Below are 16071 nucleotides of genomic sequence, written 5' to 3'. Positions count from 1 at the left end.
CTGGCGTTGATTTTTGGCACGCTGTTGAGTTCTCAAGGAACGGTCGCTTCCTTTGTACTCACCCTCTCGGGCTTTCCTCCGGGCTTCCCTTCGGTGTTTCCGACTCTATCAGATCCTTTCGGCGTCTGATTCCCGGTCGGCGGGATTGTTTCCGGGCTTTTGGCTCTCGCCGCTGGCCTTTCGACATTCACTACGCTAGCCGATTCCCTCCGATACTCATAATCGAGTCTCGCGAGTTCGAATTCAGGCATGCGGGCACGCCGAAATCGACCCTGTTGAGGGTTGTAGCTGGGTAGTGGGGTGGCCGCTCCGGCTGTTGGCGATTGCTGTACCCGGTTCAGCGGCTTGGAAGACTTTACGCATCCGCCAAGGTCGCGTCAACTTGAGGGACGCCGCGGAACGTGGGGCCGATAGGGGCTCACGGTCGGGTCGCCGGCCACCCAGAAGCGCCAGGGATGGACATCGCCGTTTCCGCCCTCGCCGGAGACTCCCGTGCGGGGACCGTTCCGTACCTGGTCGGGGGCGGTGGGTGTGCCGGTCAGCATGCGCAGGGGGGTGGCTCCGGGGGCGCAGGCGTCGGTGCCGTCGAGGGTGCGGTCGACCTCCAGGGCGGTGGCAAGGCGGGCCGGACCCTTGGCCAGTTCTTTGTCATTGCGGGCTGAAAATCGACGTTTGCGAGCCAGCTCGACGCCCTCGACGACCTCGCCGGCGCGGAGCAGGATGCCGCTCGCCGTGCCCTCGGGTCCGCAGACCAGGTTCATGCAGTGCCACATGCCATAGGTGAAGTAGACGTATACGTGTCCAGGCGGTCCGAACATCACGCCGTTGCGGGCTGTGCGTCCGCGATAGGCGTGTGAGCCGGGGTCGTTGGGGCCGTCGTACGCCTCGACCTCCGTCAGGCGGAGGGCGATCGGGCCGTCCGGTGTCGTTCGGACCAGGATGCGGCCGAGGAGGTCGGGGGCCACCTCGAGAACGGGCCGGTCGAAGAACTCGCGGGACAGTGGCGTACGGTCCGGTGGCGTGATCATGCCCTCCGAGCGTAGTCCAGCGGTGACGGTGCCAGGGCGGAACCGGTCGCGGCCGGATCGCGTTTGTACGGGTCAAGGATCCATTCGTAAAGGGAGAGTCATGGCGTTCAAAAAGCTGCTCGCGAGCTTCGGTGCCGGTGGGGCCTCGGTCGAGACCGTGCTGGCCGAGGTCAACGTCGTGCCCGGTGGGGTCGTGCAGGGCGAGGTGCGGATCCAGGGCGGTTCCGTGAACCAGGACATCGAGGGGCTGTCCGTCGGTCTGCAGGCCAGGGTCGAGGTGGAGAGCGGCGACGAGGAGTACAAGCAGAACATCGAGTTCACAAAGGTGCGGCTCGGTGGTGCCTTCGAGCTCCAGGCAGGGGCCGTGCACGCGGTGCCGTTCGGGCTGGAGATCCCCTGGGAGACGCCGGTCACGATGATCGACGGGCAGACGCTGCGCGGCATGCACATCGGTGTGACCACCGAGCTGGCGATCGCCCGTGCCGTGGACTCCTCCGACCTCGATCCGATCAACGTGCACCCGCTGCCGGCGCAGCAGGCCATCCTGGACGCGTTCATCCGGCTGGGCTTCCGTTTCAAGAACGCGGACATGGAGCGCGGCCACATCCGGGGCACCCGGCAGCGGCTGCCGTTCTACCAGGAGATCGAGTTCTACCCGCCGTCGCAGTACCGGGGTCTGAACCAGATCGAGCTGAGCTTCGTGGCCGACGAGCACGCCATGGACGTCGTCCTGGAGATGGACAAGAAGCCGGGTCTGTTCAGCGAGGGTTCGGACACCTACCGGTCCTTCCAGGTGGGTCTGCACGACTACCAGGGGACCGACTGGGCGGCTTACCTGAACCAGTGGCTTTCCGAGGTCGGCAGCAAGCGCAACTGGTTCTAGGCTCGGACCCTCTGAACGGAATCGATCAGGAGGTACCGAGGTGACCGAGCTCAAGCGACGGCCGCTCCCCCATGACTTCCATCCGCCCGTGGCGTCGTTCACGGTGACGAGCGAGGACATCGAGGAGGGCGCGACGCTGAAGAGCGCCCAGGTCCACGCGGAGGGGAACATCTCGCCGCAGCTGCGCTGGGAGGGCTTCCCGGCGGAGACCAAGAGCTTCGCCGTGACCTGCTACGACCCCGACGCGCCGACCGGCAGCGGGTTCTGGCACTGGGTGCTGTTCGACATCCCGGCCTCCGTGACGGAGCTGCCGGAGGGTGCGGGCAGTGGCGCGTTCAAGGGTCTTCCCGACGGTGCGGTGCACGCGCGCAACGACTACGGGACGAAGGACTTCGGCGGTGCCGCCCCGCCGCCCGGGGACGGTCCGCACCGGTACGTCTTCACGGTGTACGCGGTGGACCAGGAAAAGCTCGGTCCGGATTCGGACGCTTCTCCTGCCGTCGTCGGTTTCAATCTCCGTTTCCACACGCTCGCGCGTGCGCAGCTCATCGGGGAGTACGAGAACCCCGCACAGGGCTGATGCGGTGCGCTGACGCAGCGCGCTGATTCAGCCGAGCGTTCATTGAACGTTTGCCCGCCTCCGGTCTTGGAAGTGATCGGGGGCGGGCATTTTTTATTGCGTTGTCCATCTCGGCGCGCCCGTCCAGAGTTGATCCAAGCCCGCCGTGGAGTGGGCAGGTGCGCACGGGAGGTGGGTTGGATGCGTGACACGTTGGTCCTGAACGCGAGCTTCGAGCCGCTGTCGACGGTGACTCTGAACCGAGCCGTCGTCCTGGTCCTGCAGGACAAGGCGGTCGTCGAGCAGGCCCACCCCGAGCTGCGCATGCGCGGTGCCGAGGTGGACATACCCGCGCCCCGGGTGATCAGGCTGTGCAGGTATGTACGGGTGCCCTTCCGAAGACAAGCTCCGTGGTCGCGAAGGGGTGTGCTGGTCAGGGACCGGCACCGGTGCGCGTACTGCGGGCGCAGGGCGACGACCGTGGACCATGTGCTGCCGCGGTCGCAGGGTGGGCAGGACACGTGGCTGAACACGGTCGCCGCGTGTGCGCAGGACAATCACCGCAAGGCGAACCGGACTCCGGACGAGGCGGGGATGGCGCTGCTGCGGGAGCCGTTCGAGCCGACGCCGGCGGATGCGATGCTGTTGGCTTTGGGCCAGGAGGACTTGGCCGCGCTTCCTGAGTGGCTCGCTCGGGACGCGGCCTGACCGGTCGCCGCAGGGCTGTGTGTGTCGGTCGTCGGCCGCGGGGCGTACGTGCTTCCTCACGCCCACGCGGCGGAGCCGCATATCGACACGGCGCCGCGCCCCTGGGGGGCGCGGCGGAACTCGGTGTCGTAGAGCCGGCGTCAGTCGATCTGCGGCTTTTCGCGGCGCTCGGTGCCGCCGTTGCCCTGGCCCGATGAGCCGTTGTTGCCGCCCAGGGGACCGAAGTTGCCCATCGCGCCGGAGAGGCCCTTGAGGGCGTCGCCGATCTCGCTGGGGACGATCCAGAGCTTGTTGGCGTCGCCTTCGGCGATCTTCGGGAGCATCTGGAGGTACTGGTAGCTCAGGAGCTTCTGGTCGGGGTCGCCGGCGTGGATGGCCTCGAAGACCGTACGGACGGCCTGGGCCTCACCCTCGGCACGCAGGGCGGCGGCCTTGGCCTCACCCTCGGCGCGCAGGATCTGGGACTGCTTCTCACCTTCGGCGGTGAGGATGGCGGCCTGGCGCGTACCTTCGGCGGTGAGGATCGCGGCGCGCTTGTCACGGTCGGCGCGCATCTGCTTCTCCATCGAGTCCTGGATGGAGGTCGGGGGCTCGATGGCCTTGAGCTCGACGCGGTTGACGCGGATGCCCCACTTGCCCGTCGCCTCGTCGAGGACGCCGCGCAGGGCCGCGTTGATCTCCTCGCGGGAGGTGAGGGTGCGTTCGAGGTCCATGCCGCCGATGATGTTGCGGAGCGTGGTGACCGTCAGCTGCTCGATGGCCTGGATGTAGCTGGCGACCTCGTAGGTCGCGGCCCGGGCGTCGGTCACCTGGTAGTAGATGACGGTGTCGATGTTGACGACCAGGTTGTCCTGGGTGATCACCGGCTGGGGCGGGAACGGCACGACCTGTTCGCGCAGGTCGATGCGGTTACGAATGGTGTCGATGAACGGGACCACGATGTTCAGGCCCGCGTTCAGGGTGCGTGTGTAGCGGCCGAAGCGCTCGACGATGGCGGCGCTGGCCTGTGGAATGACCTGGATGGTCTTGATCAGGGCGATGAAGACCAACACCACCAGAATGATCAGGACGATGATGACCGGTTCCATCGTGTTCCCCGTACCCCTCTCGGCTTCGGCACCTTCGGCAGATCTTATGGTTGTTGAAGATCTTGCTGGTCGAGTCTGACAGAACGTCGAGCAACTCGTGGGCCGGATGCCTCAGATGACGATCGCGGTGGCCCCTTCGATGTCCACGACGTCCACTTCTTGGCCGACCTCGTAGGCGCGGCCGGTGTCGAGGGAGCGGGCCGACCAGATCTCTCCGGCGAGTTTGATGCGTCCGCCGGACGCGTCGACGCGTTCCAGGACGACTGCCTGTTTGCCCTTCAACGCCTCGATGCCGGTGGCGAGTCGGGGGCGCTGTCGACCGTGTCGGGCCGCGATGGGGCGGACGACGGCGATGAGGGCGACCGAGACGATGACGAAGGTCAGGACCTGGACCACGGCGTCGAAGCCGAGGCCCGCCCCGACCGCGGCCGCCACTGCGCCCACCGCGAGCATGCCGAACTCCGGCATCGCGGTGACCACGAGCGGGATTCCGAGCGCCGCCGCGCCGACGAGCCACCACACCCATGCGCCGATGTCGTCCACATGGTCATGGTAGGACCGTGGGTCGGGCAACGGACAGGGCGCGAACGGGAGTGGGGCGGTGTCAGGACAGGGGCAGGCCGTGCGCGGTCCAGCGGTCGCCGACCTCTTCGACGACGAGCGGGAGGCCGAAGCAGCGGGAGAGGTTGCGGGACGTGAGCTCCAGCTCGATCGGGCCCGCGGTGAGGACCTTGCCCTGGCGGATCATGAGGACGTGGGTGAAGCCGGGGGCGATCTCCTCGACATGGTGGGTGACCATGATCATCGAGGGGGCGATGGGGTCGCTGGCGAGCCGGCCGAGGCGGCGGACCAGGTCCTCGCGGCCGCCGAGGTCGAGGCCGGCGGCGGGCTCGTCGAGCAGGAGCAGCTCGGGGTCGGTCATCAGAGCGCGCGCGATGAGGGTGCGCTTGCGCTCGCCCTCGGAGAGGGTGCCGAACTTCCGGTCCAGGTAGTCGGTCATGCCGAGTCGGTCGAGGAAGGCGCGGGCGCGCTGCTCGTCGACCTCGTCGTACTCCTCGTGCCAGCCGGCGGTCATGCCGTAGGCGGCGGTGAGGACGGTCTGCAGGACGGTCTGGCTCTTGGGGAGCTTCTCGGCCATGGCGATGCCGGCCACGCCGATGCGCGGGCGCAGGTCGAAGACGTCGACCTTGCCGAGGGTGTCGCCGAGGACGGTGGCGGTGCCCTTGCTGGGGAAGAGGTAGCTGGAGGCGACGTTGAGGAGGGTGGTCTTGCCGGCGCCGTTGGGACCGAGGATGACCCAGCGCTCGCCCTCCTTCACCGACCAGGAGACCCCGTCCACCAGGGCCCGGCCCTCACGGACCACGGATACGTCCTGAAGTTCCAGAACATCGCTCATGAGCGCGTTGTCTCCCCTTGCAGTGTGCCGGTCTCGGCTGTCGCTTACGCCTGTGGCTCGGTCCGCCGCGCCGGTGGGCGCAGCCCGTCATGAAATCTACGCCACGAGCACACCGCCTCATTCCATCGGTCCGGTCCTTAGGGTGGGGGCATGCTCTCGGAACCGCGTTCAGGACGCCTCGCCGCTTGGGGAAATGCCCTTTTGGCCGGACTTGCTTCTCCGGACGACGCCGCGCTCGCCATCGTGGGCGAGGACACGGTGCACCGGGTGGAGGGGCTGCCCGGCGAGTCCGCGCCGGTCGGGCTCACGCTCGCGCTGGGGCGGCTGCGGACGCTGGGGGTGACCGGTCTGCGGGTGGCGCTGCCGGCGCCGGGGCATCCGCTGGGGCTGAGCGGTCCTCCGGAGTTCAATGCGCGGGCGCTGGAGGCCGAGGAGGCGGTGGTCTGCTTCGGTGCAGCGTTCGGCATGGTGCCGGAGGCGTACGAGGCCGGGCCGGCCGGTGATGTGCATGCCGAGGTGGTCTGGCATGTGCTGCCGGTGCGGGAGGCGCCGCCCGCCGACGTTCCCTCGCTGGGCGAGGCAGAGCGGGAGCTGGCGGAGGCCATGCGGGAGGCGACGGTGGTGCTGTCGAAGCTGGACGTCGCCGCGTCGGGTCCGGTGGCGGAGGCGGCGATCGACGCGTACCGGGCGCGGGCCGAGCGCGGGCGGGAGTTCCTGGCGCCGGGGTATCCGCCGCGTGCGGTGCGGGTGCTGGAGATGGCGCAGCGGGTGGGGCTGCTGGTGTCTCTGGCGTACGGCAACGGGCACGGCGGTGCGGTCAGCTCCGCGGAGATCGCGGCGCGGTCCGAGGCACTGCGGCCGGTCGAGCGGACGGCTCGGCGGGCGCAGGTGGCGGCGTACAACTCCATGGTGGAGGAGCGGGAGCGGGGAACGCGCTGACCGAAGGCGTTCCGGCGGCCGGTGCTGGTGCCGGTGCCGGTGCCGAAGCGGGAGCTCGGGGCCAGCCCCGGGCTCACGCTTCGGCAGGATGCCTCAGTGGTTGGCCGTGGCGTTGCCGAACGCCGGGTTCAGAGCACCGATGACGTTCACGCTGTCGCCGGTGACGTTGACCGGGACGTGGACGGGGACCTGGACGACGTTGCCGGAGCCGACGCCCGGGGAGTTCGAGGCGCCGCCGACGGCACCGGAGTCGGCGGCGGCGGTACCGGCGCAGGCGCCCGCCGCGATACCCGCGACGGCCACGGCGAGAGTGACCTTCTTGACGATCTTCATGGGACGGATTCCTCCTGCGGGTGAGTGTGCGACCCGGCCGTGGGTCATGCGCTGATCAACGCCGGAGTACTCCGAGGGGTGCGGGCCGCCAGGGGGCGAGACCCCGTTCGGTCCAGTCGCATGACAACCGGACAGACGTCCCGGTGGCCGTCACCACGACCGGCCTCGGGGGGAGAGACAGCGCGACAGGCCTCCCGGTGGACCCGGGAGGCCTGTGACGTGGTCGGCGTCGGCTCAGTGGTTGAGACCGAGGTTGCCGAACGCCGGGTTCAGCACACCGATGACGCTCACGCTGTTGCCGACGGCGTTCACCGGGACGTGGACCGGGGCCTGGACGACGTTGCCGGAGCCGACACCCGGAGAGTGGCTCGCCTCGCCGCCGGCCCAGGAGCCGGTGGCGGCGGAGGCCATGCCCGCGCCGGCGGCCACCAGACCACCGGCCACCATCGTCACGGCCGCCGCCTTCTTCAGGTTCTTCACTTTCCAACCCCTCCTAGGCGTTCACCGCGGCGGTTCGCCGCGGCACGCACTGGAGAACGGCGGAGATCGCCGGAGGATGCGCCATCCGGGTGACATTCCCACGACGGTATGAATCTCAGCCCGGAGCGGAAGGTTCCGAATTGCCGTGGGTGCGGTGTCGGTGCGGGCGCTTCAGCCGGTCACGCCGTGGCGTACGGCCCACAGCGCGGCCTGGGTGCGGTCGGCGAGGTCGAGCTTCATCAGGATGTTGGAGACGTGCGTCTTGACGGTCTTCTCGGACAGCACGAGCGCACGGGCGATCTCGCGGTTGGAGCGGCCGTCGGCTATCAGGCCGAGCACCTCGCGCTCCCGGTCGGTGAGCGAACTGCCCCTCCCCTGGCCCGAGGTGGCCTCCTCCTGGGAGAGCAGGGCGCCGGCCACCTCGGGCTGCAGCAGGACGTGCCCGGCGTGCACGGAGCGGATGGCACCGGCGAGCGCGTCCGGGTCCACGTCCTTGTAGACGTATCCGGCGGCGCCCGCGCGCAGGGCCGGGACGACCGTGCGCTGCTCGGTGAAGCTGGTGACGATCAGCACGCGCGCGGGGTTGCCGAGTTCGCGGAGCCGGCGCAGGGCGTCGATGCCGTCCATGCCCGGCATCTTGACGTCCATGAGGACGACGTCGGGCCGCAGTTCCTCGGCGCGGTCGACTCCCTCGGCGCCGTCCGCGGCCTCGCCGACGACCTCGATGTCGTCCTGCACCTCCAGGAACGTGCGCAGGCCCCGGCGGACGACCTGGTGGTCGTCGACGAGCAGCACCTTGATTGCGTCAGCCACCGGGGACCTCCATCTCGATCGTGGTGCCCTTGCCGGGCGCCGATTCCACGGTCAGCGTGCCGCCGACCCCGCTCGCCCGGTCGCGCATCGAGACCAGGCCGAGGTGGCGTCCGGCGCGGCGGACCGCGCCCGGGTCGAAGCCGCCGCCGTCGTCGACGACGCGCAGGACGGCTCCGCCGCCGCGCCGGTCGACGCTCACGTCGACGTGCTCGGCGCCGGAGTGGCGCAGGGCGTTGTGCAGGGCTTCCTGGGCGACTCGCAGCAGGGCCTCCTCCTGGGCCGCGGGCAGGGCCCGGAAGCCGGAGCTGGCGAACGTCACGCGCGCGGTGTGGGCGCGGTCGAGGACCTGGGTCTGGGTGCGCAGGGTGGCGAGCAGACCGTCCTCGTCGAGGGCGGCGGGGCGCAACTCCACGACGGCCGCGCGTAGTTCGTCGACGGCCTCGGCGGCGAGCGCGGCCACCTGGTGCAGTTCGCCCTTGGCGCGGGCGGGGTCGCGGTCGACGAGCGCCGCCGCGGCCTGGGCGGTCAGGCGCAGGGAGAAGAGCTTCTGGCTGACCGCGTCGTGCAGTTCGTGGGCGAGGCGGGAGCGCTCCTCGGCGATGGTCAGCTCGCGGCTGCGTTCGTAGAGGCGGGCGTTGGTGAGGGCGATGGCGGCGTGCTGGGCGAGGATGGACAGCAGTTCCTCGTCCTCCGCGGTGAAGCCGCAACTGCCGTCCGGCTTGGAGCAGTTCTTGTTGGCCAGGAAGAGCGCGCCGATGACCTCGTCGCCGTCGCGGACAGGCAGGCCAAGGAAGTCGGACATCTCCGGGTGTGCGGCGGGCCAGCCCTCGAAGCGCGGGTCCTTGCGCACGTCGGCGAGGCGCTCGGGGCGGGCCTCGTGCAGCATCGCGGCGAGGATGCCGTGCTGGCGGGGCAGCGGGCCGATGGCCTTCCACTGGGCGCCGCTGACGCCGTCGACGACGAACTGGGCGAAGCCGCCGTGGTCGTCCGGCACGCCCAGGGCGGCGTACTGCGCGTCGAGCAGCTCGCGGGCCGAGGCGACGATCGTCTTGAGGACGTCGCGCACCTCGAGGTGCCTGCTCATGGCCAGGAGCGCGGAACTCACCGCGGCGAGGCCGGACCGGGGGCCGTGACTCATGTCCTCACGGTACCGGCGGGGTGTGACAGCGCGGATCGGACCTGTGACGGCCGGACGCGGGCCGGTGGGCCTAGGCCGGACGGAGTAGGTCCCCGCGCCTTCGGCGGCAGGGCTGGGTCCCCGGACGCCCGGCGGGCGAGGTAGGTCCGCGGACGGCGGCGTACGCCGAAGGGCTCGGGCGCTTTGCGGCTCGACTGGGAGCGAGTCGGGCGGCCGGGTGATCGCGGCCGGGTGATCGCGGTCGGGACGACGGCCGTGCGGGCCGTGGAGTCGGCCGCCGGTCAGGACGGGGTGGTGCGGGCGGCCGAGGGGTGGACGGATCTGGTGGTGACGCGCGAGCGCGGGGTGCGCGTGGTCGACGGACTGCTGACCGGGCCGGAGGCCTCGCATCTGCTGATGCTCGACGCGGTGGCGGGGCGGGCCGCGGTCGACCGCGGCTACGAGGAGGCACTGCGCGGGCTCTACCTGTGGCACGAGTTCGGGGACGTCCGCCTCGTCCTCCCGGCAAAAACCCCTTACGCAGAGCGTTGCGACGGCAACTCCTGGTAAGAACGTCCCGCTTTGACTGTGAGCCCGCGCATAGGGCGCACATCACGTACGAACGGACATAGGAGATAAAACACCCGAGGTGTCCCCGAGATGAACGGGGCAGATGGTCAAGTCTGTCCCGTTTTGCCTTTCCCTGATCCACTATCGGGGATAGTACGTCACACCTTTGCCACGACATTTTGCGGCCGCTAAGAATTGCTCCCGTCGCTCAGCGCCCAGGGGTTCTCCCCTCGGCGTTCGTGTGGGAGGAGCCGATTCCCCCGGCGGACGCAGGAGCGACCTCCGCGCTATCGAAGAGGTCCATCAGCCATGCCCAAGAACATCCTCAAGCGTCGCCATAGTCGTGTGCTGACCAAGCAGCACAAGATCGCGATTGCCGGTGCCGGCGTGCTCGGCGCCGCCACTCTCGCCTTCTCGGCCGCGCCCAGCAACGCCGCGACCTTCACGACCGGTGCCCCGGCCGCCGCGGCCCCCGCGCAGTACGACAGCGCCGCCGTCAAGGACGTCAAGGGCACGGTCACCGACCAGTTCGCGGCCGACGCGGTCAAGCTCGACTCCATCGCGGCGAAGAACAAGGCCCAGGTCGACGCCGCGCGGCAGGCCGAGGTCAAGAAGCAGGCCGTCGTCCAGGCCGTCGTCAAGAAGGCCGCCCAGGACCGCGCCGCCAAGGAGACCGCGAGCCGCTCCGTGCAGCGTCTGCAGATGCAGCCGGTCGCCGCGAAGACCTACGCCAACAACCTCGACGGCTGGATCCGCCAGTCCCTGGACATCATGCGGGCCAAGGGCATCCCGGGCAGCTACCACGGCCTGTACAAGAACATCATGCGTGAGTCCTCCGGCAACCCGATGGCCATCAACAACTGGGACATCAACGCCATCAACGGCATCCCGTCGAAGGGCCTGCTCCAGGTCATCCCGCCGACCTTCAAGACGTACCACGTCGCCGGCACCTCCTGGGACATCTACAACCCGGTCGCCAACATCACCGCCGCCGCCAACTACGCGGCCCACCGGTACGGCACCATCGACAACGTGAACAGCGCGTACTGAGGCCTGCGCGGACCTCTGACCTGACGCGGAAGGGCGGCACCCCACGAGGGGTGCCGCCCTTCACGTCGTACGGGCGCGGTTACTTCCGCATGACCTCCGGCTCGTGCCGGCGCAGGAAGCGGGCCACGAAGAAGCCGCAGACCACACCGAGGGCGATCAGGGCGGCCATGTCCATGCCCCAGGCCGAGGCCGCGTGGTCCCACAGCGGGTCCGTGCTGCCCGGGTCGTCGGTGTTCGGCGCGATGTTGTTGAAGTCCAGCGTGGTGCCCGCGGCGGCCACCGCCCAGCGCGACGGCATCAGGTACGAGAACTCGTTCACACCGAGGGTGCCGTGCAGGGTGAAGAGGCAGCCGGTGAAGACGACCTGGATGATCGCGAACATCACCAGCAGCGGCATGGTCTTCTCGGCGGTCTTCACCAGCGAGGAGATCACCAGACCGAACATCATCGAGGTGAAGCCGAGCGCCATGATCGGCAGGCACAGCTCGAACAGCGTCGAGCCGCCGAGGACGAGCCCCTTGTCGGGGATCTCCCGGCTGGAGAAGCCGATCAGGCCGACCATCAGGCCCTGGAGCACGGTGACCGCGCCCAGGACGACCACCTTCGACATCAGGTAAGCCGACCGGGACAGGCCGGTGGCGCGTTCCCGCTCGTAGATGACCCGTTCCTTGATCAGCTCACGGACCGAGTTCGCGGCGCCCGCGAAGCACGCGCCGACGGCGAGGATCAGCAGCACCGTGGTCGCCGTGCCGTTCGGGACGTGCGCGCCGGTACGCGGGTTGATCGCCTCGTTGACGAGCAGGCCCCGCTTGTGGTCGATCAGCAGGCTGACCGCGCCGAGCACGGCCGGCAGGATCACCGTCAGCGCCAGGAAGCCCTTGTCGGAGACGATCACCGACACATAGCGCCGGATCAGGGTCATCAGCTGCGAGCCCCAGGGCTGCGGCTTGGGCGGTCTGATGGCCTGCATCGGAGGCATCTGCACGGGTACGGACTGCGGGGCGACCGCGTCGACGTCAGCGGCGTACATCTGGTAGTGCTGCGACCCCTTCCAGCGGCCCGCCCAGTCGTAGTCGCGGTAGTTCTCGAAGGCGGAGAAGACGTCGGCCCAGCTGTCGTAGCCGAAGAAGTTCAGCGCCTCCTCCGGCGGGCCGAAGTAGGCCACCGAGCCGCCGGGCGCCATCACCAGGAGCTTGTCGCAGATCGCCAGCTCGGCCACCGAGTGGGTGACGACGAGGACCGTGCGGCCGTCGTCGGCGAGGCCGCGCAGCAGCTGCATGACATCGCGGTCCATGCCCGGGTCGAGGCCGGAGGTCGGCTCGTCCAGGAAGATCAGCGACGGCTTGGTGAGCAGTTCCAGGGCCACCGAGACACGCTTGCGCTGGCCGCCGGAGAGGGAGGTGACCTTCTTGTCCTTGTGGACGTCGAGCTTCAGCTCGCGCAGCACCTCCTCGATACGGGCGTCGCGCTCCTGGGCGGTGGTGTCGGCCGGGAAGCGCAGTTTGGCCGCGTACTTCAGGGCCTTCTTGACGGTCAGCTCCTTGTGCAGGATGTCGTCCTGCGGGACCAGACCGATGCGCTGACGCAGCTCGGCGAACTGCTTGTACAGGTTCCGGTTGTCGTACAGGACCTCGCCCTGGTTGGCGGGCCGGTAGCCGGTGAGCGCCTTGAGCAGGGTCGACTTGCCGGAACCCGACGGGCCGATGACGGCGATCAGGGACTTCTCCGGGACGCCGAAGGAGACGTCCTTCAGGATCTGCTTGCCGCCGTCGACCGTGACGGTCAGGTGGCGCGCGGAGAAGGAGACCTCACCGGTGTCGACGAACTCCTCGAGGCGGTCGCCGACGATCCGGAAGGTGGAGTGACCGACACCGACGATGTCCGCCGGGCCGAGCAGCACCGAGCCGCCCTTGGCGATCGGCATACCGTTGACGTAGGTGCCGTTGTGCGAGCCGAGGTCGCGTATCTCGAAGCGGCCGTCCGGCGTCGAGTGGAACTCGGCGTGGTGCCGGGAGACCTGCAGGTCGGAGACGACCAGCTCGTTCTCCAGGGCACGACCGATACGCATCACACGACCGGCGGCGAACTGGTGGAACGTGGTCGGGCTGCGGTCGCCGTAGACCGGCGGTGCCCCCGCGGCACCACCGGGCGTCTTCTGCGCGAACTGCTCGCCCGGACCGCCCTGCTGCTGCGGGAACGCCGGCGGCTGGTGCGCCTGTTGCTGCTGCGGCTGCTGCCAGTCGGCCTGCGGGGCCTGTGGGGCGACGGCCTGGTGCGGAGCCTGCTGCGGTGCCTGCTGTGCGACGGGCTGGTGCGGGGCCTGGGCCTGCTGCGGGGGCTGCTGGGACCAGCCGACGCCCGCGGCCTGGGCGGCGTACGGTGCCGCCTGCTGTGGGGACTGAGCGGGCACGGCGGCGCCGGACAGGTTCACGCGCGGTCCGTCGGTCGCGTTGCCGAGGTTCACCGCCGCCCCGGGTCCGAGCTGCACCTGCTGGATCCGCTGGCCCTGCACATAGGTGCCGTTGGTGCTGCCGTGGTCCTCGATGACCCAACTGTGGCCGTTGAAGCCGACCGTGGCGTGCCGCCAGGACACCCTGGCGTCGTCGAAGACGATGTCACCCTGCGGATCGCGGCCGAGGGTGTAGGTCCTGGACGGGTCGAGCGTCCAGGTCCGTCCGTTTGATTCCAGTACGAGTTCCGGCACTCCATGCCCCATGATTTGTCCCCCGAGCTACCCCCATCACAGGGAGTCTAGGGATGTCGAACATCGTGGGGAACTATTTCAGGCTCGGCCCCGTGACCGAAAGTCGGGCCTTGTGACAGGCGCCCGCACGCGCTTCCGCCCGCCCCGTTGACGGGGGTTGAGACCGGGCCGGAGAGTGGTGATCCCCCACGAGGAGGACAAGCGCGACCGCTGCGCGCTGCGGCTCGGCGTCGCGACGGCGCTCGCGCTGCCCTTCCTCGTCTGGCTGACGGACGTCTCGGTGGACGCCTCGCTCTCCGTGCTCGGCTTCGACGCCTTCGGTGCGGGCATCGGGCTGCACGGCCGCCTCGGCGCGGCGCTGCTGTTGGGCGCCGTGTGGGGAGCGGGGGCGGCGGGCGCGTTGGTCGCCCGGGCGACCGGAGCCGCGAGGTCCCGGGTGGTGGGGCCGGGGCGGGGTGCGGTGGTGGGTGCGGCGACGCGGAAGGTGAGGGAGGGGCGTCGGGGTACGACGAGAGGGGTGGGCTCGGCGAGCACGGCGGCCGGGGCGGGCCGTACACGCGGAGCCGGCCGTACCGGCCGGCGAATCCCGACACGAACCCCTACCTCCAGGTGCGAAACCTCAGGGCGCCGGACGTCCAGGTGCCGGAGGATCTGCGCGAGGTGCGGGAGCCGGAGGACGCGCGTCGCCGTCGGCCGGGGACGACGTGGGGGACGACGTGTCCGGCGCCCCGACCATCGCCCGCCCGCTGTACGGCCCCGGGCCCTCGCCCCGAGGCCGTCCCGGCGCACGCCCCCGTGGCCGCTCACCGAACGCGTCGTAGGAGTGGCCACCACCGCCGCCACCACCACCGCCCCCACAACCGCATCCGCCGGGAAAGCGGCCCGGACGGTGAACCCCGGACGGTGAACCCCGGACGGTGAGCCCCGGACGGGTAGCCCCTGGCGGTGAGCTCCGGGCTCCGGCCGCTGCGCTCGTGCGGAGCTGCACGTCGGGGCGCCCCCGTGGCACAGTCGGGGTAGGGCCGAGGTCGTACGGCAGATCTCGGCACATCTCGGCCGATCCGGGCGTCGCTTCGAGGCAAGATCCCCGACACCGGCCGGACACGCATTGTTCCGTGTCCGTCAGGCGGACCTCCCGGGCGCCGGGCACTGAGTGCCGGATACGGTGGTGACACCATGAGCGCTTCGCAGACCTCCGAGGTCCCCACTTTCCTCGTCAAGATTTTCGGCAAGGACAGGCCGGGCATCACGGCCGGCCTCTTCGACACCCTTGCCGCCTACCTCGTCGACGTGGTCGACATCGAGCAGGTGGTCACGCGAGGCCGCCTGGTGCTGTGCGCGCTGATCACACAGCCGCCGGCCGACGTCGAGGGCGACCTGCGGGCGACGGTGCACAGCTGGGCCGAGTCGATGAAGATGCAGGCCGAGATCATCTCGGGTCATGGCGACAACCGCCCGCGTGGCATCGGGCGCTCCCTGGTGACCGTTCTCGGCCACCCGCTGACCGCCGAGTCGACGGCCGCCGTCGCCGCCCGGATCGCGAAGGCCGGCGGCAACATCGACCGTATCTTCCGCCTCGCCAAGTACCCGGTGACCGCGGTGGAGTTCGCCGTCTCCGGCGTGGAGACCGAGCCGCTGCGCACGGCCCTGGCGTCCGACGCGGCGGCACTGGGTGTCGACATCGCGGTGGTCTCCGCCGGTCTGCACCGGCGTGCCCAGCGGCTGGTGGTCATGGACGTGGACTCCACCCTCATCCAGGACGAGGTCATCGAGCTGTTCGCCGCGCATGCCGGGTGCGAGGACGAGGTCGCCGAGGTGACGGCGGCGGCGATGCGCGGGGAGCTGGACTTCGAGCAGTCGCTGCACGCGCGCGTGGCGCTGCTGAAGGGGCTGGACGCCTCGGTGGTGGAGAAGGTGCGCAGCGAGGTCCGGCTGACGCCGGGCGCGCGCACGCTGATCCGCACCCTGAAGCGGCTCGGCTACCAAGTCGGCGTCGTCTCCGGCGGGTTCACCCAGGTCACGGACGATCTGAGGGAACGGCTGGGACTGGACTTCGCGCAGGCCAACACGCTGGAGATCGTCGACGGGAAGCTGACCGGCCGGGTCGTCGGGGAGATCGTGGACCGGGCGGGCAAGGCGCGGCTGCTGCGCCGCTTCGCCGCGGAGGCCGGGGTACCGCTCTCGCAGACGGTGGCGATCGGCGACGGCGCCAATGACCTGGACATGCTGAACGCGGCCGGTCTCGGTGTCGCGTTCAATGCCAAGCCGGTGGTCCGCGAGGCCGCGCACACGGCGGTGAACTTCCCCTTCCTCGACACGGTCCTGTACCTGCTGGGTGTCACCCGTGAAGAGGTCGAGGCGGCGGAGACGCACGACGAGGGCTGAGCCGGCCCGGACGGTCGT

At 69.8% G+C, this 16071-nt stretch carries 16 protein-coding genes and 1 pseudogene; 8 read left to right on the top strand and 9 right to left on the bottom strand.

Translation table 11 applies throughout. The annotated features are described in order from the left end of the window. Positions 1-377 precede the first annotated feature (377 nt). On the bottom strand, positions 378-1028 hold the full coding sequence (locus tag ACWD5D_RS41340; RefSeq protein WP_451377914.1) for a DNA-3-methyladenine glycosylase: 651 nt from the start codon (positions 1026-1028) through the stop codon (positions 378-380). Between the two features lie 100 nt (positions 1029-1128). Here ACWD5D_RS41340 and ACWD5D_RS41335 point away from each other — a divergent pair, with 100 nt between their 5' ends. The 3 genes from ACWD5D_RS41335 to ACWD5D_RS41325 all read left to right on the top strand — a co-directional run bounded on the left by ACWD5D_RS41335 (position 1129) and on the right by ACWD5D_RS41325 (position 3178). Further along, positions 1129-1911: a sporulation protein gene (locus tag ACWD5D_RS41335; RefSeq protein ID WP_451377913.1), complete on the top strand. Its 783-nt coding sequence runs from the start codon at positions 1129-1131 to the stop codon at positions 1909-1911. Between the two features lie 40 nt (positions 1912-1951). Then, the gene (locus tag ACWD5D_RS41330) at positions 1952-2491 is read left to right on the top strand and encodes a YbhB/YbcL family Raf kinase inhibitor-like protein (protein ID WP_451377912.1); all 540 of its coding nucleotides are present in this window, start codon (positions 1952-1954) and stop codon (positions 2489-2491) included. Between the two features lie 180 nt (positions 2492-2671). Further along, the gene (locus ACWD5D_RS41325) at positions 2672-3178 is read left to right on the top strand and encodes an HNH endonuclease (RefSeq protein ID WP_451377911.1); all 507 of its coding nucleotides are present in this window, start codon (positions 2672-2674) and stop codon (positions 3176-3178) included. 140 nt (positions 3179-3318) lie between these two features. Here ACWD5D_RS41325 and ACWD5D_RS41320 read toward each other — a convergent pair whose 3' ends face one another. The 3 genes from ACWD5D_RS41320 to ACWD5D_RS41310 form a co-directional block, all read right to left on the bottom strand. Continuing rightward, positions 3319-4266 (bottom strand): SPFH domain-containing protein, encoded by a 948-nt coding sequence (locus tag ACWD5D_RS41320; RefSeq protein ID WP_451377910.1) that lies wholly within the window; start codon positions 4264-4266, stop codon positions 3319-3321. A 111-nt stretch (positions 4267-4377) separates the two neighbouring features. Continuing rightward, a complete protein-coding gene (locus ACWD5D_RS41315) occupies positions 4378-4809 on the bottom strand; it encodes an NfeD family protein (protein WP_451377909.1) in 432 nt (143 codons plus the stop codon). A gap of 61 nt (positions 4810-4870) precedes the next feature. Then, a complete protein-coding gene (locus ACWD5D_RS41310) occupies positions 4871-5662 on the bottom strand; it encodes an ABC transporter ATP-binding protein (protein ID WP_451377908.1) in 792 nt (263 codons plus the stop codon). A gap of 150 nt (positions 5663-5812) precedes the next feature. Between ACWD5D_RS41310 and ACWD5D_RS41305 the strand changes: the two genes are divergently transcribed. Next, positions 5813-6601, top strand: coding sequence for a hypothetical protein (locus ACWD5D_RS41305; RefSeq protein ID WP_451377907.1), 789 nt, complete (start codon positions 5813-5815; stop codon positions 6599-6601). A gap of 93 nt (positions 6602-6694) precedes the next feature. Here ACWD5D_RS41305 and ACWD5D_RS41300 read toward each other — a convergent pair whose 3' ends face one another. The 4 genes from ACWD5D_RS41300 to ACWD5D_RS41285 all read right to left on the bottom strand — a co-directional run bounded on the left by ACWD5D_RS41300 (position 6695) and on the right by ACWD5D_RS41285 (position 9365). Next, on the bottom strand, positions 6695-6934 hold the full coding sequence (locus ACWD5D_RS41300; protein WP_451377906.1) for a chaplin family protein: 240 nt from the start codon (positions 6932-6934) through the stop codon (positions 6695-6697). A 234-nt stretch (positions 6935-7168) separates the two neighbouring features. Continuing rightward, on the bottom strand, positions 7169-7414 hold the full coding sequence (locus tag ACWD5D_RS41295; protein ID WP_451377905.1) for a chaplin: 246 nt from the start codon (positions 7412-7414) through the stop codon (positions 7169-7171). Positions 7415-7585: 171 nt separating this feature from the next. Beyond that, a complete protein-coding gene (locus ACWD5D_RS41290) occupies positions 7586-8227 on the bottom strand; it encodes a response regulator (RefSeq protein WP_451377904.1) in 642 nt (213 codons plus the stop codon). Beyond that, positions 8220-9365: a GAF domain-containing sensor histidine kinase gene (locus ACWD5D_RS41285; protein ID WP_451377903.1), complete on the bottom strand. Its 1146-nt coding sequence runs from the start codon at positions 9363-9365 to the stop codon at positions 8220-8222. The genes ACWD5D_RS41290 and ACWD5D_RS41285 overlap by 8 nt, the downstream gene beginning before the upstream one ends. A 225-nt stretch (positions 9366-9590) precedes the next feature. On the opposite strand from ACWD5D_RS41285, the pseudogene ACWD5D_RS41280 reads away from it, so the two are divergent. Next, a pseudogene (locus ACWD5D_RS41280) lies at positions 9591-9914 on the top strand (S-adenosylmethionine:tRNA ribosyltransferase-isomerase); the annotation flags it as partial. 309 nt (positions 9915-10223) lie between these two features. Then, positions 10224-10964, top strand: a complete 741-nt coding sequence (locus ACWD5D_RS41275) for a transglycosylase SLT domain-containing protein (protein WP_451377902.1) — start codon at positions 10224-10226, stop codon at positions 10962-10964. 79 nt (positions 10965-11043) lie between these two features. Here ACWD5D_RS41275 and ACWD5D_RS41270 read toward each other — a convergent pair whose 3' ends face one another. Further along, on the bottom strand, positions 11044-13680 hold the full coding sequence (locus ACWD5D_RS41270) for an FHA domain-containing protein (protein WP_451377901.1): 2637 nt from the start codon (positions 13678-13680) through the stop codon (positions 11044-11046). Between the two features lie 163 nt (positions 13681-13843). Between ACWD5D_RS41270 and ACWD5D_RS41265 the strand changes: the two genes are divergently transcribed. Further along, positions 13844-14575, top strand: coding sequence for a streptophobe family protein (locus ACWD5D_RS41265; protein WP_451377900.1), 732 nt, complete (start codon positions 13844-13846; stop codon positions 14573-14575). Between the two features lie 269 nt (positions 14576-14844). Further along, positions 14845-16053 (top strand): phosphoserine phosphatase SerB, encoded by a 1209-nt coding sequence (serB, locus tag ACWD5D_RS41260; protein ID WP_451377899.1) that lies wholly within the window; start codon positions 14845-14847, stop codon positions 16051-16053. Positions 16054-16071: the final 18 nt, after the last annotated feature.

The sequence above is a fragment of the Streptomyces sp. NPDC002520 genome (assembly GCF_053595235.1).
Note: the sequence above shows the minus strand (reverse complement) of the source record. Positions and strands in the feature narration are given on the sequence as shown.